General features: G+C 62.5%; 17 protein-coding genes and 1 pseudogene. 9 read left to right on the forward strand and 9 right to left on the reverse strand.

The genetic code is table 11. The annotated features are described in order from the left end of the window. Positions 1-175: 175 nt before the first annotated feature. On the forward strand, positions 176-967 hold the full coding sequence (locus ABIE33_RS07200) for an APH(3') family aminoglycoside O-phosphotransferase (protein ID WP_429123309.1): 792 nt from the start codon (positions 176-178) through the stop codon (positions 965-967). A gap of 29 nt (positions 968-996) precedes the next feature. On the opposite strand, the gene ABIE33_RS07205 is transcribed toward ABIE33_RS07200, so the two are convergent. Together ABIE33_RS07205 and ABIE33_RS07210 are read right to left on the reverse strand one after the other, a co-directional pair. After that, complete coding sequence (locus ABIE33_RS07205) at positions 997-1,494, reverse strand: VOC family protein (protein ID WP_429123312.1); 498 nt, start codon at positions 1,492-1,494, stop codon at positions 997-999. Between the two features lie 112 nt (positions 1,495-1,606). Continuing rightward, on the reverse strand, positions 1,607-2,041 hold the full coding sequence (locus ABIE33_RS07210; protein WP_429123315.1) for an Lrp/AsnC family transcriptional regulator: 435 nt from the start codon (positions 2,039-2,041) through the stop codon (positions 1,607-1,609). 141 nt (positions 2,042-2,182) lie between these two features. On the opposite strand from ABIE33_RS07210, the gene rocF reads away from it, so the two are divergent. The 4 genes and pseudogenes from rocF to ABIE33_RS07230 all read left to right on the forward strand — a co-directional run bounded on the left by rocF (position 2,183) and on the right by ABIE33_RS07230 (position 7,612). After that, positions 2,183-3,106, forward strand: a complete 924-nt coding sequence (gene rocF / locus ABIE33_RS07215; RefSeq protein WP_429123318.1) for an arginase — start codon at positions 2,183-2,185, stop codon at positions 3,104-3,106. Between the two features lie 24 nt (positions 3,107-3,130). Then, positions 3,131-4,336, forward strand: a complete 1,206-nt coding sequence (rocD, locus tag ABIE33_RS07220) for an ornithine--oxo-acid transaminase (RefSeq protein ID WP_429123321.1) — start codon at positions 3,131-3,133, stop codon at positions 4,334-4,336. 566 nt (positions 4,337-4,902) lie between these two features. Then, on the forward strand, positions 4,903-5,382 hold the full coding sequence (locus ABIE33_RS07225; protein ID WP_025425030.1) for a chemotaxis protein CheW: 480 nt from the start codon (positions 4,903-4,905) through the stop codon (positions 5,380-5,382). Between the two features lie 447 nt (positions 5,383-5,829). Further along, positions 5,830-7,612: pseudogene (locus ABIE33_RS07230) on the forward strand (methyl-accepting chemotaxis protein). Between the two features lie 288 nt (positions 7,613-7,900). Here the strand turns inward: ABIE33_RS07230 and ABIE33_RS07235 are convergent. From ABIE33_RS07235 to ABIE33_RS07265, 7 genes are all read right to left on the reverse strand, one after another. After that, positions 7,901-8,131, reverse strand: a complete 231-nt coding sequence (locus ABIE33_RS07235; protein WP_429123325.1) for a formate dehydrogenase subunit delta — start codon at positions 8,129-8,131, stop codon at positions 7,901-7,903. Beyond that, positions 8,121-8,975 (reverse strand): formate dehydrogenase accessory sulfurtransferase FdhD, encoded by an 855-nt coding sequence (fdhD, locus tag ABIE33_RS07240; RefSeq protein WP_429123328.1) that lies wholly within the window; start codon positions 8,973-8,975, stop codon positions 8,121-8,123. The genes ABIE33_RS07235 and fdhD overlap by 11 nt, the downstream gene beginning before the upstream one ends. Before the next feature lie 5 nt (positions 8,976-8,980). Next, positions 8,981-11,860 carry a formate dehydrogenase subunit alpha gene (gene fdhF / locus ABIE33_RS07245; RefSeq protein ID WP_429123331.1) on the reverse strand — a complete coding sequence of 960 codons (2,880 nt, stop codon included), beginning with the start codon at positions 11,858-11,860 and terminating at the stop codon, positions 8,981-8,983. An 11-nt stretch (positions 11,861-11,871) separates the two neighbouring features. Further along, a complete protein-coding gene (locus ABIE33_RS07250; RefSeq protein ID WP_429123334.1) occupies positions 11,872-13,428 on the reverse strand; it encodes a formate dehydrogenase beta subunit in 1,557 nt (518 codons plus the stop codon). Beyond that, positions 13,425-13,904 (reverse strand): formate dehydrogenase subunit gamma, encoded by a 480-nt coding sequence (locus tag ABIE33_RS07255; RefSeq protein ID WP_429123337.1) that lies wholly within the window; start codon positions 13,902-13,904, stop codon positions 13,425-13,427. Before ABIE33_RS07255 ends, ABIE33_RS07250 begins: the two co-directional genes overlap by 4 nt. Before the next feature lie 172 nt (positions 13,905-14,076). Continuing rightward, positions 14,077-14,973: a LysR family transcriptional regulator gene (locus ABIE33_RS07260; RefSeq protein WP_429123340.1), complete on the reverse strand. Its 897-nt coding sequence runs from the start codon at positions 14,971-14,973 to the stop codon at positions 14,077-14,079. Between the two features lie 260 nt (positions 14,974-15,233). Beyond that, entirely contained in the window at positions 15,234-16,001 is a 768-nt protein-coding gene (locus ABIE33_RS07265) for an SDR family NAD(P)-dependent oxidoreductase (protein WP_429123343.1), read from the reverse strand. Between the two features lie 173 nt (positions 16,002-16,174). Between ABIE33_RS07265 and ABIE33_RS07270 the strand changes: the two genes are divergently transcribed. The 4 genes from ABIE33_RS07270 (at position 16,175) to ABIE33_RS07285 (ending at position 20,803) form a co-directional block, all read left to right on the forward strand. Continuing rightward, positions 16,175-16,939: a DeoR/GlpR family DNA-binding transcription regulator gene (locus ABIE33_RS07270; protein ID WP_429123346.1), complete on the forward strand. Its 765-nt coding sequence runs from the start codon at positions 16,175-16,177 to the stop codon at positions 16,937-16,939. 130 nt (positions 16,940-17,069) lie between these two features. After that, positions 17,070-18,587, forward strand: a complete 1,518-nt coding sequence (gene glpD / locus ABIE33_RS07275; protein ID WP_429123349.1) for a glycerol-3-phosphate dehydrogenase — start codon at positions 17,070-17,072, stop codon at positions 18,585-18,587. Positions 18,588-18,638: 51 nt separating this feature from the next. After that, a complete protein-coding gene (locus ABIE33_RS07280; RefSeq protein ID WP_429123351.1) occupies positions 18,639-19,709 on the forward strand; it encodes an ABC transporter ATP-binding protein in 1,071 nt (356 codons plus the stop codon). 23 nt (positions 19,710-19,732) lie between these two features. Further along, positions 19,733-20,803 carry an ABC transporter ATP-binding protein gene (locus ABIE33_RS07285; protein ID WP_429123354.1) on the forward strand — a complete coding sequence of 357 codons (1,071 nt, stop codon included), beginning with the start codon at positions 19,733-19,735 and terminating at the stop codon, positions 20,801-20,803. The last annotated feature ends 1 nt before the right edge of the window (position 20,804 follow it).

Consider the following 20,804-nt stretch of genomic DNA (forward strand, 5'->3'; position numbering starts at 1 on the left):
TCCATCCCTACCTGCCCGCTCGCGTCCCATGCATGTTTTCAGCCTTGAATCGGATACGATTCAAGGCTGAAAACATGCAGCGGTTCGTGGTGCTACAGCGACGTTTGTGCGCCTGAAAAGACGCACGGCGCTGTAGGCTGCATTTTCAGGACAACTCGTATTTTCAGGTGGTTTTTTGTCTCTCCAGCTTCTCGATATCGACCTTCCGTCCAATTTTACACCGCTGATCGCAGGCTATGACTGCCGAAAGGACAGCCTTGGTCAGTCGGAATCCAGCGTCTTCCTGTTCAATGCCAAAGACCGCCTGCCCCTTGTTCTCAAGGTGGAGGAGGCTGGCCCCTTTGACGAGCTTGTCGATGAGGCAGAGCGGCTCGAATGGCTGGGCAGGCAGGGAATGCCCTGCCCGCGCGTCATCGCCCGCGAAGTGTACGCGCAAAAGAACTGGCTGCTGATGGAGGCAGTCGAAGGCATCGATCTCGCCTCAAGCACCCTTCCCGCTTCTGACCAGATCGTCCTCATGGCCGAAGCGCTGCGCCGCATGCATGCGCTCGATGTCGATACCTGCCCGTTCGACCATCGGATCGGGGCACGTGTCGCGATCGCCAGGCTCAGGGCGTATGCCGGAATAATCGACCAGACCGACTTCGACGACGAGCGCCTCGGCAAGACCGCTGAAGACCTGTTCGTCGAGCTTCAGGCACGCATCCCGCAGGAGGGAAAGCCGGTCGTCACCCATGGCGACGCCTGCCTTCCAAACATCATCGTCAGGGATGGCCGCTTCGCCGGCTTCATCGATTGCAGCCGCCTGGGCGTCGCCGACCCCTATCAGGATCTCGCGCTGACCTGCCGCAGCATTGCCTATAATCTCGGGGAGGAATGGGTTCAGCCGTTTCTCGATCTCTACGGCATCCGTCGCGCCGATCCCGAAAAACTCGACTTCTATTGCCTTCTCGACGAGTTCTTCTGAGCTCGCGAGGGAAAGATGGCCCGCGCCGCCTATGCGGCGTCGCGGGCCTCAAGGTTCAGATCAACGACATCGGCATCTGCGAGGTCGATATCCTCAAGGGCGTTGAACAGCGCCCAGATATGGCCGAACGGGTCGATGAAGGCGCCGACGCGGTCTCCGGTCGACAGCGTCTCCGCCGGGTTTCTGAGCGCGGCACCCGCCCCGATCGCCCGACCGATGACCCGGTCGACATCTTTTACGTGCAGCTCGAGAATGACCGCCGTCGTGCCGAGCGCATGCGGCGATCTCGGCCCGCCCAGCTTCGGCTCGGCGTCCCGGCGCGGATTGGCACCGGCGATGCGGAAGACGGATTCGCCGATCCTGAGATCGGCACTGGTCAGGATCCCGCTCGGCCATTCATGCCGCTGCACCAGTTCGGCACCCAGCACATCGCGATAAAAGGCAATGGCGCGGTCCTCATCGCCATGCCTGACAAAAAGCTTCACACAGATCTGCCGATCGGCCAGCCTGCCGCCATTGATGACCATGACATCCTCCAATCTCGGGTGAGGCGCACATCATATACAAGGATCGGAACAAATCAAGAACAAATGCCGCGCAAGCACACTTTTCACCCTCGCCCGGCGTGGAAGGAATGCATCAAAATGCGCCCGTCAGCTTGCTGGTTTTCAGGAGGATGTTCGTCTCCGTGACGGTAATGCCGTCGATCAGCCGGATACGCCGCAGGGTCTCGTCGAACGACACCAGGTCCCGGTCCTCAAGCTCAGCGATGAAGTCCCACCGGCCATTGGTGCTGTGCAGCGCCCTTACTTGAGGCAAGCCACGCAACTGCTCGGCGACCCGATCGGCCATCTTGCCGTGGACCTCGATCATCACCACGGCGCGCACGCCGGAGGACGGGATTTCCTTTCCGGTACGAATGGTGAAGGCGGCGATCGTGCCGTTGGCGACCAGCCGGTCGATGCGCGCTGCAACGGTTGCGCGCGACACGCCGGTCCGTGCCGAAAGGGTCGAAACCGGCAGACGGGCGTTCTGGCGCAAGGCGCTGATCAGCGCCTGATCAAGGTCGTCCATATCTCTCACTTTGCAAAATCGGACTTAGCAATCTGTCGATCTTATCTTTCCAATCGACAGTTTTCCATCTTTTTGCTGTCACGCGTTTTGAGGATAATCCGCGCCATCCACGGGAATCATCAGAGAAGGAAGAGGGCGGATATGACGACCATCACGCTGATCGGCGCACCCATCGAGGAAGGTTCTGGACGACGCGGCGCGGCCATGGGCCCGACGGCGCTTCGCATCGCCGGTATCGACACCGTTCTGCGCGACCTCGGCCACACGGTTTACGACGAAGGCGACGTCAAGCCGCTGCCGGCGCGCGACCTCGCCAATCATCCCGGCGCCAACAACCTGCAGATCGTCGCCGCCTTCGCCCGCGCATTGCATGACTCTGTGCACGACACCGTTCGCAAGGGTCATTTCCCGCTCATCCTGGGCGGCGATCACGCCCTGTCGATGGGCAGCGTTTCCGGCATGGCGCGCTATGCTGCCGAAGTCGGCCGCCCGCTGTTCGTGCTCTGGCTCGACGCCCATGCCGACTTCAACTCTCCGGCAACCTCGCCGTCGGGCAACATGCACGGCATGCCGGTCGCCTTCTATTGTGGCAAGGCCGAGTTTGCGCCGATCCTGCCGGCGGACCGGCCGATGGTCGACCCGACGAAGGTCTTCCAGGTCGGTATCCGTTCGGTCGACGACCGCGAACGCGAAGAGATCGCCGAACACGGCGTGCGCGTCTACGACATGCGTGCGGTCGACGAACTCGGCATGGCGCACATCATGCGCCATATTCTCGATGAAGTGCGCTCGGCCAACGGCTTGCTGCATGTCAGCCTCGACGTCGACTTCATGGATCCCGAGCTGGCACCGGGCGTCGGCACCACCGTTCCGGGCGGTGCCACCTTCCGCGAAGCCCATCTGATCATGGAAATGCTCTGGGAAAGCGATCTCGTCTCCTCGCTCGACGTCGTCGAACTCAACCCCTTCCTCGACGATCGCGGCAAGAGCGCGCGTGTCCTGGTCGAGCTGACAGCGAGCCTTTTCGGCCGCCGCGTCCTTGACCGCCCGACCCGCAGCGCCTGAGATAGAAACAACGGAGGACGACGGATGAACACCACGGCAGACCTGATCGAAACCGAATACCGGCTCGGCGCACACAATTATAAACCGCTCGACGTTGTGCTATCGCGCGGCGAAGGCGTCTATGTCTGGGACATGGAAGGCAACCGCTACCTCGACTGCCTGTCGGCCTATTCCGCCGTAAACCAGGGCCACTGCCACCCGAAGATCTTCCAGGCGATGATGGAGCAGGCGCAGAAGCTGACGCTCACCTCCCGCGCCTTCCGCAACGACCAGCTCGCGCATTTCTATGAAGAAATCGCGGCGCTCACCGGCTCGCACAAGGTGCTGCCGATGAACTCGGGCGCAGAAGCCGTCGAGACCGCCGTCAAGGCCGTGCGCAAGTGGGGCTACGAGGTCAAGGGTGTCGCGGAAAACAAGGCCGAGATCATCGTCTGCTCCAACAATTTCCATGGCCGCACCATGGGCATCGTCGGCTTCTCGACCGACCCGGACGCCCGCACCGGCTTCGGCCCGTTTGCGCCGGGCTTCAAGGTCGTCCCCTTCGGCGATATCGATGCCTTCCGCGCCGCGATCAACGAGAACACCGTCGCCTTCCTGGTCGAGCCGATCCAGGGCGAGGCAGGCGTGCTGGTTCCGACCCCGGGCTATTTCCCGGCGGTGCGCGAACTCTGCACCAAACACGGCATCACGCTTATCCTCGACGAGATCCAGACCGGTCTCGGCCGCACCGGCAAGCTGCTTGCCGAGGAACACGAGGGCATCGAGGCGGACGTGACGCTGATCGGCAAGGCGCTTTCGGGCGGTTTCTACCCGGTCTCGGCCGTGCTTTCGAACTCGGAAGTGCTTGGCGTCCTCAAGCCCGGCCAGCACGGCTCGACCTTCGGCGGCAATCCGCTGGCCTGCGCCATCGCCCGCGCGGCGCTCAAGGCCCTGACCGAGGAAGGCATGATCGAGAACTCGGCGCGCATGGGCGACCGCTTCCAGAAGGGCCTGACCGACATCCGTTCGAACATCATCAAGGAAGTTCGCGGTCGCGGCCTGATGCTGGCGGTCGAGCTGGTGCCGGAAGCCGGTGGCGCGCGCAAGTACTGCGAGGCGTTGAAGCAGCTCGGCATCCTTGCCAAGGACACCCATGGCGACACGATCCGCATTGCGCCGCCGCTAGTGATCACCGCCGAGCAGGTGGATTGGGCCGTGGAACAGTTCGCAAAGGTTCTCGCCTCCGCCTGATTTTCAAGCATCGTCGCATTTCCCTTGCGCCCCGGCATCGATCGGGGCGCACCCTCTTTGATACCAACCTGCGCCGATATTGACCTATTGCGCCGGAGCGATTTTGGTTTCCGGCAAGGAGACAACCGCAACCGGACCACATGGTCCGGTGAGGAGTGTCGACGCCGTCCGGGGGAAAAGCGCCCGGCCCTTCGGGTGGGCCGTCTGTCGGCCACCGGCAGCGTCGCAATCCTCGACCGATGCCAAGGCATCGCTCGGCGGTATGCTTCCGCGCCGGATGACCGCACACGGTCCCACGCAAGAGGTCAGTATCGGCGCAGGTTGGTATTAGCTCTTGCAAAAGCAAGTCTTAACGAATCCCGGCCTATAGTCCCTTCCCAAAGCGCAAAGCGGTTCCTCCGCGCATGATGCAGCTGCGCCCCGCCGGATGTCGTCGGCGGACTTTTGAAAACTCTCCCCATCGGCTCAATGGCCGCGCCAGCCGCGACCGCACCGCACGGAGATGCAACGAGTTTGGCGGTGTCGCGCGCCTTAAGGCGTCGACCGGAAAGCTGGAAGGACCTTCGATGACAAGCACACTCAGGACGGCTGGTTTCGACGGCGAGACGCTGGAAATCATCGCGTTCCGCCTCCACGATCAGGAATTCTGCGTCAAGACCACCACGATCCGCGAGATCCGTGGCTGGGCCCCCTCCACCCCCATTCCGCATTCGCCGCCCGAGGTCATCGGCGTGATGAACCTGCGCGGCACCGTGATCCCGATCATCGACCTTGCCCACAAGCTCGGCATGAAATCGACCACAGCCAACGAGCGCAGCGCCATCGTCGTCGCCGAAGTGCACAACATGGTGATCGGCCTGGTGGTCGACCGCGTCTCCGACATCCTTACCGTCCAGGGCAACCAGGTCCAGCCGGTTCCCGAAGTGACTGCATCCTTCGACAAGAGCTTTGCCGAAGGCATCATCGCCAACGAGAACGGCATGATCTGCTTCCTCAACCTCGCGCGCATGTTCAAGGAACGCGAAGTCGAGGAAATGGCTGCCTAACCAACAATACCGGTCTCGCATCAAGGCCGCTTTGCCGATGGGCAAGGCGGCCTTTTCACGTCCAGTAGAGTCGGATTTGCGGGATTGCCGCTCAAACGTAAACGATAAGTTGCTAATTCAACCTAGAAACAGCATGCGAGTTTTCACAACCAAGATTTGATAATTACTATTTTAACAGCTGCTTAATAGTAAAACTACTAACCTAGATTGTATAAACAAGACGTCATGGGCATGAACGCCCACGAGTTCGAACTCTCCCTCGAAGCAACAAAACGCTGACCCCCTTCGGGCCGGCGGACGACGGACCAGACAATTTTCGGCAAGCCGGCATTTGTCCTTGTCCCCGGAGCCTGCGCCGCTCTAGGCCCCGCACGCCCTGTCGACAGCACAAGCAACGAAGTCCCGGCTTTCCGCTTGAAACAACAAGAACCAAACCAGAGGGTAATCATGTTCTCTTTCGGGCAGAGCCTGGATTCACGCCAGATCGTCGCCGCGCTTTCAAAGTCGCAGGCCATGATCCAGTTCGATCTCACAGGAAAAATTCTGACGGCCAACGAAAACTTCTGCCAGGCACTCGGCTACAACCTGCAGGAAATCGTTGGTCAGCACCATCGTATGTTCTGCGCGACGGATTATGTGCAGACACAGGAATATCGCGATTTCTGGGCGCGGCTCGGACGCGGCGAGTTCGATGCCAATGCCTACAAGCGTGTTGCCAAGGGCGGCCGCGAAATCTGGATCCAGGCAACCTACAATCCGGTCTTTCACAATGGCAAACCCTACAAGGTCGTGAAGTTCGCAAGCGACATCACCGCCGCCAAGATCAAGGCGAATGAGGATGGCGGCAAGCTCGAGGCCATATCGAGATCCCAGGCGGTGATCGAGTTCACTCCGTCAGGCGAGATCCTCACGGCCAACGAGAACTTCTGCAATGCTCTCGGCTACAGCCTCCAGGAAATTCAGGGCAGGCATCACAGCATGTTCTGCGAACCCAGCTATGTGCGCGGCACTGAGTATGCCGAGTTCTGGAAGAAACTGGCCGCCGGCGAATTCATCTCCAACGAGTTCGTTCGCTACGGCAAGGGCGGCAAGGAAATCTGGATCCAGGCGGCTTACAATCCGATCCGGGATTCGAACGGCAAGGTCTACAAGGTCGTCAAGTTCGCAACCGACGTCAGCGAGCGCATGGGCGCAATCAAGGCGCTTGGCATCGGCCTGCAGGCGCTGGCGGAAGGCGATCTCACCCATCGCCTGCCGACGCCCTTCGTTCCCAGCATGGAAACGGTGCGAACCGATTTCAACGGCGCGATCGATCGTCTTTGTCGGGCAATGCAGACCGTCGGCGACAATGCCAACGCCATCGCTTCCGGAGCCCGCGAAATCCGCTCCGCCGCCGACGACCTGTCGAAGCGCACGGAGCAGCAGGCCGCCTCGGTGGAAGAAACCGCCGCGGCCCTCGACGAGATCACCACAACCGTTGCCGACTCCAGCCGTCGCGCCGAGGAAGCGGGAGGGCTTGTCGCCAAGACCAAGGCGGGCGCCGAACGCTCCGGCAATGTCGTCAAGAATGCCATCGGCGCGATGGATCAGATCGAGCAATCCTCACGCGAGATCTCCAACATCATCGGCGTGATCGACGACATCGCCTTCCAGACCAACCTCTTGGCGCTGAACGCCGGCGTCGAGGCGGCGCGTGCCGGTGAAGCCGGCAAGGGGTTTGCCGTCGTCGCCCAGGAAGTGCGAACTCGCCCAGCGTTCGGCCCAGGCGGCCAAGGAGATCAAGGCGCTGATCACCACCTCCAGCGACCACGTCAAGAACGGCGTATCGCTCGTCGGGCAGACGGGGGCCGCACTCGAGGAAATCCTCGTCCAGGTCCAGGAGATCAACCTCAACGTTTCCGCCATTGTCGAGGCCGCACGCGAGCAATCGACGGGGTTGAAGGAGATCAACCAGGCGGTCAACTCGATGGATCAGGCAACCCAGCAGAATGCCGCCATGGTCGAGGAAAGCACCGCCGCGAGCCACAACATGTCGCGCGAGGCAGAAGCCCTCCACGCCCTGCTCAGACAGTTCCGCATCGGCCAGGAAACGGCGATGATCGAGACGCAGCGTCACGCTGACGACCGCCGGCAGACAACCCGACTTCACGCCGCCGCCCGCACCATGCGCAGTGGACAGCGCAAAGCACTTGCCGTCGCACCGTCGAACGATGGATGGCAGAATTTCTGAGCGCAATCCCTGCACCCCGCGCTCAGGAATAGGGGAAGGCGGCGACCGGTCGCCGCCTTCCCCTAAATCTATTTGACATCGCTCCATCGTTTCATGGCGACCTACGATCAGCGGCCTCACCGCTCCCCGCGAGTAGGCCGACCACCGAGATCGTGTTTCGGTGGCAACCATCGTCAAATGCAGACGAGGAAACGTGGCGAGCGGCAGTCTCGCCGAGTTCTTATCCGGCGATCGGATGAATCAAGGCAGGCAATAACCGCACCAGCCCTGTCGCGATCGACGCGGTTCTCAGGCCGCTTCCGGGCGCTTGATCTTCGAAGCAGCTTCTAGCACCAGCGGGCTCAAGCCCTCGCCGCCGCCATCGATATGCCGGAACAACTGCCGCCGCATGCGCGGCTCCCAGTATTTGTTGATATGCGTCGCAACGCCCTGGGCGGCTTCATCCTGCGGCTGGCTCTTGAAGAAGGTGGCGATCTGGTTCGCCATGTAGATCAGCTTGGCATTGGTGTCATGCGACATCGGCGACGGCTCCGGACTTGATGCGTTCGGCATGGGTGAAGATCTCGAATTCGTCGCCACGCACCAGCGCGATCAACGTCATGCCCGCCGCCTCCGCTGTGCGGATCGCCAGCGCCGTCGGCGCCGAGATGGCGATGATGACAGGACTGCCGACGATTGCGGTCTTCTGCACCATCTCGACGGAAACGCGGCTGGTGACGACGACGGCACCATCGTTTCCGCGGAAACCGGCGCGCGCCGCCGCACCGACGAGTTTGTCCAGCGCATTGTGGCGGCCGACGTCCTCGCGCACCGCGATCAGTCCCTTGCCCGGCACATAGAATGCGGCGCCGTGCACGGCGCGCGTTTCGAAATGCAACGGCTGCTGGCCGTTCAGGAGCGCGACCGCCTTGACCACATCTTCCTGCGACAGACGGAGCATCGATGCCGAAACGTCGGGTGTCGGCCGGACCGCCTGCTCGATCGATTCGATGCCGCAGAGACCGCATCCGACGGGCCCCGCCATATGGCGGCGACGCAGGCGCAGCATGTCGTTCTGCGCGTCCCTGAGCGTGATCTGCAGATCGATGCCGAGATTACCCGCAACCTCGTCGGCAATTGCCTCGATCGCTTCGATCTGACCCGGTTCGGTGATGATGCCCTCTGTCAGGCTGAAGCCGACGGCGAAGTCCTCGAGGTCTCCCGGTGTCGCCATCATCACCGCATGGGTCGAGCCGCCAAAGGTGAAAGCCACCGGCGTCTCCTCCGGAACAACACGAGAGCCGTCCCTTAAGGCCCCATTGCGACGGGCGGCTTCGGGCACAGTCTTCGACATCTGGAATTTCGGCGTTGATGGCCCGGACATGGAGGCTACTCCGCCGCCTCCAGCTTGCCGGCGATCCGGCGCGACTGCCGCGCCTGCTCGTCATAATCCTGCTGCCAGTCCGACGGCCCGTTGGACGGCATCACCTGAACCGCCGTCACCTTGTATTCCGGGCAGTTGGTCGCCCAGTCGGAGAAGTCGGTGGTGATGACGTTCGCCTGCGTCGTCGGATGGTGGAAGGTGGTGTAGACGACACCCGGCGCCACCCGGTCGGTGATCAGCGATCGCAAGGTTGTCTCGCCGGCACGGCTGGCAAGCCTGATCCAGTCGCCATCGCGGATGCCGCGCTGCTCGGCATCGTGCGGGTGGATTTCCAGTCGGTCCTCCGCATGCCAGACGACATTGTCGGTGCGCCGCGTCTGGGCCCCGACATTGTACTGGCTTAGAATGCGGCCGGTGGTCAGAAGCAGCGGGAAGCGCGGACCTGTGCGCTCGTCCGTCGCGACATATTCGGTGCGGATGAACTTGCCTTTGCCGCGCACGAAGCCGTCGACATGCATGATCGGCGAACCCTCGGGGTGTTTCTCGTTGCAGGGCCACTGCACCGAGCCCATCTTGTCGAGGTAGTCGTAGGAGACGAACGCAAAGCTCGGCGTCGTCGCCGCAATCTCATCCATGATTTCGGAGGGATGGCGATAGTTCCAGTTGAGGCCCATGGCCTGCGCCAGCTTCTGCGTCACCTCCCAGTCGGCATAGCCATTCTTCGGCGTCATCACCTTGCGCACGCGGTTGATGCGGCGCTCCGCATTGGTGAAGGTGCCGTCCTTTTCGAGGAAGGTCGAGCCCGGCAGGAACACATGGGCGTAGTTGGCCGTCTCGTTGAGGAAGAGGTCGTGCACGACGACGCACTCCATTGCCGCAAGGCCGGCGGCCACGTGCTTGGTATCCGGGTCGGACTGCAGGATATCCTCGCCCTGGATGTAGATGCCCTTGAAGGTGCCATCGACGGCGGCATCGAGCATATTCGGGATGCGCAGGCCCGGCTCGTTGGAAATCTGCACACCCCAGAGCTTCTCAAAAGTCTCGCGCGTCGCGTCGTCGGAAATGTGCCGATAGCCCGGCAGCTCGTGCGGGAACGAACCCATGTCGCAGGAGCCCTGCACATTGTTCTGGCCGCGCAGCGGGTTCACGCCGACGCCTGGGCGGCCGATATTGCCGGTGACCATGGCGAGGTTGGCGATGGCCATGACGGTGGTCGAGCCCTGGCTGTGCTCGGTGACGCCAAGGCCGTAATAGATCGCGCCGTTGCCGCCGGTGGCATAGAGCCGTGCGGCACCGCGCACCAGATCGGCGGGAACGCCGGTATAGGCTTCGGTCGCCTCGGGGCTGTGATAGGGCTCGGCAACGAAGCTCGCCCAGTCCTCATACTCCGACCAGTCGCAACGCTCGCGAATGAAGGCTTCGTTGGCGAGCCCTTCCGTGACGATCACATGCGCCAGCGACGTCAGAATGGCGACGTTGGTGCCGGGCTGCAGCGGCAGGTGATAGGATGCTTCGACGTGAGGCGAACGCACGATATCGGTCCGGCGCGGATCGATGACGATCAGCTTGGCGCCCTCACGCAGGCGCTTCTTCAGCCGCGAAGCGAAGACCGGATGGCCGTCCGTCGGGTTGGCGCCGATGATGACGGCAACGTCAGTGAACTCGACCGAATCGAAATTCTGCGTGCCGGCCGAGGTGCCGAAGGCCTGGCCGAGGCCGTAGCCGGTCGGCGAATGGCAGACGCGGGCGCAGGTATCGACATTGTTGTTGCCGAAGCCGGCGCGCACCAGCTTCTGCACCAGATAGGTCTCTTCGTTGGTGCAGCGCGACGAGGTGATGCCGCCGACGGAATCGCGGCCATATTGATACTGGATACGCCGGAACTCGGCGGCGACATGCGCATAGGCCTCCTCCCAGGTCACTTCGCGCCAGGGATCGGAGACCTTCTCGCGGATCATCGGGTTGAGGATGCGATCCCCATGGTTCGAGTAACCATAGGCGAAACGGCCCTTGATGCAGGAATGGCCGCGGTTTGCTTGTCCGTCCTTCCATGGCACCATGCGCACCAGTTCTTCGCCGCGCATCTCCGCCTTGAACGAGCAGCCGACGCCGCAATAGGCGCAGGTGGTCACGACGGAATGCTCCGGCTGACCAATCTCGATCACCGACTTTTCGATCAGCGTCGCCGTCGGGCAGGCCTGGACGCAGGCCCCGCAGGAGACGCATTCGGACGACATGAAGTCTTCGGCCATGCCGGCCGAAACGCGACTGTCGAAACCCCGGCCGCCGATCGTCAGCGCGAAGGTGCCCTGAACTTCCTCGCAGGCCCGCACGCAGCGCGAGCAGACGATGCATTTGGCCGGATCATAAGTGAAATAGGGGTTGGATTCGTCCTTCGGCAGCCATTTGGCGTTGATCTCGCCGTTGTTGCGCGCCGTGACGTGGTTGCCGCCTTCATAGCCGTAGCGAACGTCGCGAAGGCCGACCGCGCCGGCCATGTCCTGCAGCTCGCAGTCGCCATTGGCAGCGCAGGTCAGACAGTCGAGCGGGTGGTCGGAAATATAGAGTTCCATCACCCCGCGGCGAACGTCCTTCAGCCGCGGCGTCTGGGTCGAGACTTCAAGCCCCGGCGCCACCGGCGTGGTGCAGGAGGCGGGCATGCCGCCCCGGCCCTTGATCTCCACAAGACAGAGCCGGCAGGAGCCGAAGGCGTCCATCATGTCGGAGGCGCAGAGCTTCGGCACCTCGATGCCGGCATCCATCGCCGCACGCATGATCGACGTGCCCTCTGGCACCGTGACTTCGCGGCCGTCGATGGTCAGCGTCACCATGGTTTCGGAGCGGGAGGCCGGGGTTCCATAGTCGATTTCATGAATGAGAGACATGGTCTTCCTCCTCACTCCGCCGCTTCGACAAGCGGAGCCGGTCTAAAATCATCCGGAAAATGCGTCATCGCGCTGACGACGGGATAGGGCGTGAACCCGCCGAGCGCACAGAGCGAACCGAACTTCATGGTGTTGCAAAGATCCGCGAGCAGTTCGCGGTTCTTCTCGGGTTCGATGCCGGCGGCGATCTTGTCCGCCACCTCGACACCGCGGATCGAACCGATGCGACAGGGCGTGCACTTGCCGCAGCTCTCGATCGCGCAGAACTCCATGGCGAAACGCGCCTGCTTCAGCATGTCGGCGGTATCGTCGAAGACGACGATGCCGGCATGGCCGATCAACCCGTCCCTGGCGGCGAAGGCCTCGTAATCGAACGGCGTGTCGAACAGTGCGCGCGGGAAATAGGCGCCGAGCGGACCGCCGACCTGCACGGCCTTGACCGGGCGGCCGCTCGCCGTTCCGCCGCCGATATGATCGATGATCTCGCCGAGCGGCAGGCCGAAGGCGGTTTCAAACAGGCCGGAATGCCTGACGTTGCCGGCAATCTGGATCGGGATCGTGCCCCGCGAACGGCCCATGCCGAAGTCGCGATAGAAGGCCGCTCCCTTGTCCATGATGATGGGGACCGAGGCGAGCGAAATCACGTTGTTGATGACGGTCGGACAGTCGAACAGGCCCTTGTGCGCCGGCAGCGGCGGCTTCGCCCGCACGATGCCGCGCTTGCCTTCAAGGCTGTTGAGGAGCGCCGTTTCCTCGCCGCAGACATAGGCGCCGGCGCCGGTGCGCACCTCCATGTCGAAGGCCCTGCCCGAACCGAGCACCGATTGTCCGAGCACGCCGGCGGCGCGCGCGATCTCGATCGCTTGCGCCATCGTCGCGATCGCATGCGGATACTCGGATCGGGTGTAGATGAAGCCCTTGGTCGCACCGGTGGCGATGCCTGATATCGCCATGCCCTCGATCAGCACGAAGGGATCGCCCTCCATGATCATCCGGTCGGCAAAGGTGCCGCTGTCGCCCTCGTCGGCGTTGCAGACGATGTATTTGCGTTCACCCGCCGCTTCCAGAACCGTCTTCCATTTGATGCCGGTCGGAAAGCCGGCGCCGCCGCGACCGCGAAGGCCGCTTTCGGTCACCTGGGCGACGATAGCCATCGGCTCCATGGCGATGGCGTTCTCAAGTCCGCGAAGGCCCCCATGCGATCGGTAATCGTCGAGCGACACGGGATCGATGACACCGCAGCGGGCAAAGGTGAGACGCGTCTGCTGTTTCAGGAACGGAATGTCCTCGGTCTTGCCGAGACAGAGCGCGTGGTCGCCGCCGGCAACGAGCCCGGCATCAAGCAACGAGGCGACATCCCGCGCCCTGACCGGCCCATAGGCGACGCGGCCCTCTGACGTTTCCACCTCGACCAGCGGCTCCAACCAGTGCAGCCCGCGCGAACCGTTGCGCACGATGGTCACGTCGAGGCCGCGCGCAGCGATCGCGTCCTCCATCGCCTTTGCCACCTTGTCGGCGCCCAGTGCCAATGCTGCGGCATCACGGGGAATGTAGATCTTCGTCGTCATCGGCGCGCCTCCGCGACGAGAGCTTCGAGGTCGTCGGCATCGACCCGGGCATGCACCTCTCCGTCAAACATCGCGGAGGGTGCGCAGGAACAGAGCCCGAGACAGTAGACCGGCTCGAGCGTCACCGCGCCGTCGGGTGTCGTCTCGTGGAAGTCGATGCCGAGTATGTGCTTGGCGCGCTCGGCAAGCGCATCGCCGCCCATCGACTGGCAGGCTTCGGCGCGACAGAGCTTCAGCACATGGCGGCCGGCGGGGTGCTCGCGAAAGTCATGATAGAAGGAAAAAACGCCATAGACTTCGGCGCGCGACAGGTTGAGCTCCCGCGCGATGACAGGCAGACAGTCCTGCGGCACATATCCGAACTCATGCTGGATCTCGTGCAGGATCGGCAGAAGCGGCCCTTCGAGCCCCTTCAGTTCCTCGACGATCGCAAGCGTGCGCCCGGGCACGTCGGCACGCGGCTGGTGAATATTCACTCGGGAGCCCTCCCGGCTCGCGGCTGCAGCGCCCCTTGTGCGGATCGCGCCCAGCTCGAATTGGCATCGCCTGGGAAGGCCGTTTCCTCCACGCCCTTGCCCATGAATGAAAAGCTTCGCCCTTCTCGTCGAAAGGGTCAATAAGGCTGTTTCGTTGGTTGATAGAAAAAACCTATTGAACCTGATTTCGCTCGCCGAGAATGCGCGCTTCGTGCAAAAGCGCCGACACCAACGGCGTGAATGGTTCACGATGCGTCGCAACCAGGCCAACGGTGTGGTGGGCATCCGGCTCGATGATCGGGATCATCTTGATATCTTCGTGAAAGCCGAATGATTTCGCGACGTTAAACGGCATGATGCTCGCCCACCGACCGGTGCGCACATGGGAGAAAAGCACGATCATCGAGTTCGATTCGAGTGTCGGCTCGGCGACGACGCCGGCCTCGGAAAGATGCTGGTTGATGATGCGGCGGTTCTGCATATCGGCGGTCAATAGACAAAGCCGAACGTTGCTAACCTCCTTCCACGTCACGGTTTCGCGATCGGAAAGCGGCGTTCCGGCGGCTGTTACGAGATGATATCGCTCGATCTGCAGAGGAACACTGGTCACACGGCCCAGCGGCTCGTTCTCGAGGTAGGTCAGTCCGGCGTCGATCTCGAGGTTTTCGAGCAGCGCCAGGATCTGCAGCGACGTGGTCGACAACACGGAGAACGTCACATCCGGATGCTTCTCCTGAAACGGCGCGGTGATCATCGGCACCATGGCAAGCGTCGTCGGGATCGCCGCCAGCCTGATATGCCCGGACAGGCCCTTGCGCGCCGCACGCATTTCCTCGCGCATGGTGCGGGCGTCGCCGACGATGCGCCGCGCCCATTCCAGCACCCGCTGTCCCTCCGGGGTCAACCCCTGAAAGCGCGAGCCGCGGCTGACGAGCATGACGCCGAGCTGGTCTTCAAGCTGGCGGATTGCCGCCGACAGCGTCGGTTGCGTCACGCCGCATTCGAGCGCCGCCCGGCCGAAGTGCCTTTCGCGGGCAAGCACCAGGAACATTTCCAGCTTGTCGATCATCGCGAACCTTTGGAGTTCTCGGTTTTGCCCCTCACCCTAACCCTCTCCCCGCCTGCGGGGAGAGGGGACGCGCCCCGATCCCCGCCAAAGGCCAATCACGGCCAAAGAATGTTGGCGGCACCGCAAGATTCTGCTCTCCGCAAGCGGGGAGAAGGGACTGGGAGCGTGCCGCAACACCCCTTCGCCCCGCTTGCGGGGAGAAAATGCCGGCAGGCGGATGAGGGGCGGATGCTGAATGCAAACACATGGTGTTGCTTCCCTCAGGCGATCAGCTGGCCGCCATTGACCTCGAGCACTTGCCCGGTGATGTAACCGGCGAGCGCGTGGGAGGCGAGGAAGAGATAAGCCGGCGCGCAGTCTTCGGCCGTTCCGAGCCGGCCGATCGGTATCGTCTTGCGCGTCGCCTCCAGTTTCTCCGGCGACGAGTAGCGCTCGTGAAACTCGGTGGTGATGGTGCCGGGCGAAACGCAATTGACCCTTATGCCTTCCGGCGCCAGTTCGCGCGCCAGCGCCTTGGAATAGGTCGATACGAATGCCTTGGCCGCCGAGTAGATCGATGAGCCGGCACTGCCGCCGGTCAGCGCCGAAATCGACACGGTGTTGACGATCGCCGGATGCGTGCCCTTGCGCAACAGCGGCAGCAGCGCCCGCGTCATCTCGACGACCGACGTCTGGTTGAGCTGGACGACGGTCCGGTACTGCTCGTCGGTCAACTCCGCGGCAGGAAAACGGCCGACCATCGTGCCGGCATTGTTGACGAGGATATCGACGCTGCCGAACCGGCCACGGATTTCCTCCGCCAGCGCCTCGACGCCGCCATCCGCCAGGAAGTCGGCCACAGCGACATGCGCCCGACCTTCGGTCGCCGCCGTCTCCAGAAAATCCGGCAGCTCCCCCATCGTTCGTCCGGCATGGACGAAGACATACGCGCCGCAATCGAGGAACTGGCGCGCCACCTCAAGGCCGATGCCGCGTCCGCCACCGGTCACCACCACATTCATGCCCTTGAACAAGGCCGGATGAAACATGTCTTTTCCCTCTTCCCGTAATTGCCAAAGTCGCCTATCGCCGGGGCGATTGCAACGCGCGCAATTGACATAGCCGGCGACGAAAGCAGATTCGCGACAAACGACGATTTCTGAAATTGCACAGCTTTCGTTTTTGCATATTATGAAAAAAAACGAAAACGGGAGGTTTCGGAATGTATCTGACGGGGCGGCAGGCGGAAATCCTGGAACTGGCGAAGAACGAAGGACGCGTGCTCGTCGAGGAACTGGCGCAGCGCTTTTCGGTGACGCCGCAAACCATCCGCAAGGACCTGAACGACCTCTGCGACGCCAAGATCCTTAATCGGATTCACGGCGGCGCGATCTTCCCGAGCGGCAAGGAAAACGTCAAATATGATGCCCGCCGCCAGATCGCCGCACCGGAGAAGCAGGCGATCGGCAGGGCGGCGGCGGCCCTCATCCCCGACAACGCCTCGCTGTTCATCAACATCGGCACGACGACGGAAGCGGTCGGCGAAGCGCTTCTCGACCACAGGGAATTGATGGTCATCACCAACAATATCAACGTCGCCAACCACTTGCGCGTCTTTCCCTCGATCGAGGTGGTCATCACCGGCGGCGTCGTTCGCGGCTCCGACGGCGGCATTGTCGGCGAGGCGGCGGTCGACTTCATCAAGCAGTTCAAGGTCGACTTCGCGGTGATCGGCGCCTCGGCCATCGACCATGATGGCGCACTGCTCGATTTCGACTTTCGTGAAGTGAAAGTCGCCCAGGCGATCATCGCCAATGCCCGCCATGTCATCCTCGTTTCCGACTCGACCAAATTCGAAAGAACGGCGCCGGTGCGCATCGGCCATATCTCCCAGGTTCAGACTTTCATCACCGATCGCTGTCTCATTGATAATGTGCGGAAAATCTGCGCCGAGCAGGACGTTCGCCTGATCGAAACCGACGCTTGATCATCGTTTTTTAGACTGTTCTGAGATTCGAACAACATTCGTTTGACATTCGATATCTTTTCGCTTTAACTGATTTCGCTTTCGCGACCGCATCAATTTGTGCATTGCGAAATGTGGGAGGGGAAAAGCAGTGGCAGAGCAGGCAATCTTCGACGTCTTCATCATCGGCGGCGGCATCAACGGATGCGGCATTGCGCGTGATGCGGTCGGCCGGGGATACTCGGTTGCGCTCGCTGAAATGAACGACTTTGCCTCCGGCACGTCGTCCGGCTCGACCAAGCTCATCCACGGCGGCCTGCGCTATCTCGAACATTACGAATTCCGCCTGGTGCGCGAAGCGCTGATGGAGCGCGAAGTGCTGTGGGCGATGGCGCCGCATGTCATCTGGCCGATGCGCTTCGTGCTGCCCTACCACAAGGGCGGTCCGCGCCCGGCCTGGCTCATCCGCCTCGGCCTGTTTCTTTACGACCATATCGGCGGCCGCAAGCTGCTGCCAGCAACGGCCACGCTCGACATGACACGCGACCCGGCCGGAAAGCCGCTGAAGCGGCTCTTTACCAAGGCCTTCGAATATTCCGACGGATGGGTCAACGATGCCCGGCTGGTCGTGCTCAATGCCCGCGATGCCGCCGACCGCGGCGCCCGGATCATGGCGCGCACCCGGGTGATCTCGGCAAAGCGCGACAACGGCAACTGGGTGGTCGAAACAGAAAACGCCGCGACCGGCGAACGTCGACAGATCAGGGCGCGCATGCTGGTCAATGCCGCGGGCCCCTGGGTCGATGCGGTGCTTTCAGGCGCGTTCGGCAAGAACGATGTTCACAACGTGCGCCTGGTCCAGGGCAGCCATATTGTCGTGCGCAAGAAGTTCAACGACCCTCGCGCCTACTTCTTCCAGAATCCGGACGGCCGGATCATGTTTGCCATCCCATATGAGGACGATTTCACGCTGATCGGCACCACCGATCGCGACTATACCGACAACCCGGCGGACGTTCGCATCAGCGACGCCGAGGTCGACTATCTCTGCAAGGCCGCGAGCGAGTATTTCCTCGAGCCGGTGGAGAAGGGCGACATCGTCTGGACCTATTCCGCCGTTCGCCCGCTGTTCGACGATGGGGCCAGCAAGGCACAGGAAGCAACCCGCGACTATGTTCTTCGCGTCGAAGGCGACAGGGCGGCAGCACCGCTCCTCAACGTCTTCGGTGGCAAGCTGACGACGTATCGTCGTCTGAGCGAATCCGCGCTCGAAAAGATCGGCGAAGCCATCGGCGTCAAGGGCGCCAAGTGGACCGCCGGCTCGAGCCTGCCGGGCGGGGACTTTCCGGCCAAGGGTTATGCCGACGAAGTCGCCAAGCTTCACAAGAAGTATCCTTTCCTTGCCGCCGGCCATGTGCGCCGGCTGGTACGCCTCTACGGCACGCGCGCGTCCGCGCTGATCGGGTCGGCCTCGAACGAAGCCGCCCTTGGCCGCCATTTCGGCGCCGACCTCTACGAGGCGGAAGTGAAGTGGCTGATCGAGCAAGAATGGGCACGGCACGCCGAGGACGTGCTGTGGCGGCGCACCAAACTGGGATTGAAGCTGACGCCCGGCGAGGCGACGGCGCTGGAGGAATACATGCGGGGCGCGGCGCACGTCGCCGCCTGAGGATCCCGCATTCAAGACTGCCGATGGCTGGGTGGAACACCGGAGAATTCAATGCTTGAAATGAAGAAGATATCCAAGGTCGTGGGCGGGGAGACGCATGTCCACCCGACCGATCTTGTGCTGGAAAGGGGGTCGCTCAATGTGCTGCTCGGCCCGACCCTTTCCGGCAAGACGTCGCTGATGCGGCTGATGGCGGGCCTCGACAAGCCCGCCTCCGGCTCGCTGATCTTCGACGGCACCGACGTCACCGGTCTTCCGGTGCAGAAACGCTCCGTGGCGATGGTCTACCAGCAGTTCATCAACTACCCCTCGATGACCGTCTATGACAACATCGCCTCGCCGATGCGCATCAAGGGCTCGGACGCAGCCACGATCGATCGCGAAGTCCGCAAGGCCGCCGAACTGCTGAAGCTCACGCCCTATCTCGACCGCACGCCGCTCAGCCTTTCTGGTGGCCAGCAGCAGCGCACGGCGCTGGCGCGCGCCATCGTCAAGAATGCCGATCTCGTGCTGCTCGACGAACCGCTCGCCAACCTCGACTACAAGCTGCGCGAAGAGCTGCGCGAGGAACTGCCGAAGATCTTCTCAGCCTCCGGCGCGATCTTCGTCTATGCGACCACCGAACCGTCCGAAGCGCTGCTTCTCGGCGGCAACACCGCAGCGCTGAGCCAAGGCCGCATCACCCAGTTCGGCAAAACCATCGACGTCTATCGCCGCCCGGTCGACCTGATCACGGCGCGCACCTTTGCCGATCCGCCGCTGAACACGATCGAGCTCATCAAATCAGGCTCGATTTTCACGTTTGACGGCAAGCACGTGCTGTCGGTTCCGGCTCATCTTTCGGCGCTGCCGGACGGCCCCTGCACGGTCGCCTTCCAGCCGCACCACCTGTCGTTCGAGCGCCCCTTCGACGGCGCGACGCCGCTGACGGTAAAGACGGCAATCTCGGAAATCGCAGGTTCCGAAAGCTTCATCCACGTCGGCTTTTCCGGCGCGCGCTGGGTCATGCTGGCGCCGGGCATTCACGACATCGAACCGGACGCGACCCTCGAGGTTTTCGTCGATATCCGCCACCTGATGGCCTTCGGGCCGGACGGGCGCGCGATCGGCGGAACCGCCTGAGGAGGCGCTGGGAGGAAACGAAAATGGCACGCATCGATCTCGAACATATCCGCCACGCCTATGGCGCCAAGCCGAAGTCGGAAAACGACTACGCGCTCAAGGAAGTGCATCACGAATGGAACGATGGCGGCGCCTACGCGCTGCTCGGTCCGTCCGGCTGCGGCAAGACCACCCTGCTCAACATCATCTCGGGCCTGATCAATCCGTCCGAGGGCCGCATTCTCTTCGACGGCAAGGACGTGACGCATCTGTCCACCCAGGATCGCAACATCGCCCAGGTGTTCCAGTTCCCTGTCATCTACGACACGATGACCGTCTACGACAATCTCGCCTTCCCCCTGCGCAACCGGCATGTGCCGGAGACCGAGGTCGATCGCCGCGTCAAGGAGATCATCGAGATGATCGGCCTTGGCGGCTGGGCTGGCAAAAAGGCGCAACGCCTGACTGCCGACCAGAAGCAGAAGATCTCGCTTGGCCGCGGCCTGGTGCGCTCCGACGTCAGCGCCATTCTGTTCGACGAGCCGCTGACCGTCATCGATCCGGAAATGAAATGGGTGCTGCGCTCGCAGATCAAGCGCCTGCACAAGCAGTTCGGCTTCACCATGGTCTACGTCACCCATGACCAGACCGAGGCGCTCACCTTCGCCGACAAGGTCGTCGTCATGTATGACGGCCAGATCGTGCAGATCGGCACGCCGGCCGAGCTCTTCGAGCGGCCGCGCCACACCTTCGTCGGCTACTTCATCGGCTCGCCGGGCATGAACGTCCTGCCGGCCAGGATCGACGGCAGCACGGCGACGGTCGGCGGCGAGAGCATCGCGCTCAACTTCCGGCCCGAGATCAAGTCCGGCGCCAAGACCGAACTCGGCATCCGCCCGGAATTTGTATCGATCGGCCGCGAGGGCATGCCGGTTGCGATCACCAAGGTCGAGGATATCGGCCGCCACAAGATCGTGCGCGCCCGCTTCGCCGACCAGCCGATCTCGATCATCCTCGACGAGGACGGCGACATTCCGGCCGAACCGCGCATCGCCTTCGATCAGAAGGCCATCAACATCTACGCCGATTCCTGGCGCGTCGGCGGGGAGGCCTGAT

Origin of the sequence: Ensifer sp. 4252 (assembly GCF_050434565.1) — a bacterium.
Classification (GTDB): domain Bacteria; phylum Pseudomonadota; class Alphaproteobacteria; order Rhizobiales; family Rhizobiaceae; genus Ensifer.

Excerpts from the sequence above, each read along its gene's own strand:
- ABIE33_RS07205 (WP_429123312.1), bottom strand. The coding sequence starts at position 1,494 with ATGGTCATCAATGGCGGCAGGCTGGCCGATCGGCAGATCTGTGTGAAG.
- ABIE33_RS07210 (WP_429123315.1), bottom strand. The coding sequence starts at position 2,041 with ATGGACGACCTTGATCAGGCGCTGATCAGCGCCTTGCGCCAGAACGCC.
- rocF (WP_429123318.1), top strand. The coding sequence starts at position 2,183 with ATGACGACCATCACGCTGATCGGCGCACCCATCGAGGAAGGTTCTGGA.
- rocD (WP_429123321.1), top strand. The coding sequence starts at position 3,131 with ATGAACACCACGGCAGACCTGATCGAAACCGAATACCGGCTCGGCGCA.
- ABIE33_RS07225 (WP_025425030.1), top strand. The coding sequence starts at position 4,903 with ATGACAAGCACACTCAGGACGGCTGGTTTCGACGGCGAGACGCTGGAA.
- ABIE33_RS07235 (WP_429123325.1), bottom strand. The coding sequence starts at position 8,131 with ATGTCGCATGACACCAATGCCAAGCTGATCTACATGGCGAACCAGATC.
- fdhD (WP_429123328.1), bottom strand. The coding sequence starts at position 8,975 with ATGTCCGGGCCATCAACGCCGAAATTCCAGATGTCGAAGACTGTGCCC.
- fdhF (WP_429123331.1), bottom strand. The coding sequence starts at position 11,860 with ATGTCTCTCATTCATGAAATCGACTATGGAACCCCGGCCTCCCGCTCC.
- ABIE33_RS07250 (WP_429123334.1), bottom strand. The coding sequence starts at position 13,428 with ATGACGACGAAGATCTACATTCCCCGTGATGCCGCAGCATTGGCACTG.
- ABIE33_RS07260 (WP_429123340.1), bottom strand. The coding sequence starts at position 14,973 with ATGATCGACAAGCTGGAAATGTTCCTGGTGCTTGCCCGCGAAAGGCAC.
- ABIE33_RS07265 (WP_429123343.1), bottom strand. The coding sequence starts at position 16,001 with ATGTTTCATCCGGCCTTGTTCAAGGGCATGAATGTGGTGGTGACCGGT.
- ABIE33_RS07270 (WP_429123346.1), top strand. The coding sequence starts at position 16,175 with ATGTATCTGACGGGGCGGCAGGCGGAAATCCTGGAACTGGCGAAGAAC.
- ABIE33_RS07280 (WP_429123351.1), top strand. The coding sequence starts at position 18,639 with ATGCTTGAAATGAAGAAGATATCCAAGGTCGTGGGCGGGGAGACGCAT.
- ABIE33_RS07285 (WP_429123354.1), top strand. The coding sequence starts at position 19,733 with ATGGCACGCATCGATCTCGAACATATCCGCCACGCCTATGGCGCCAAG.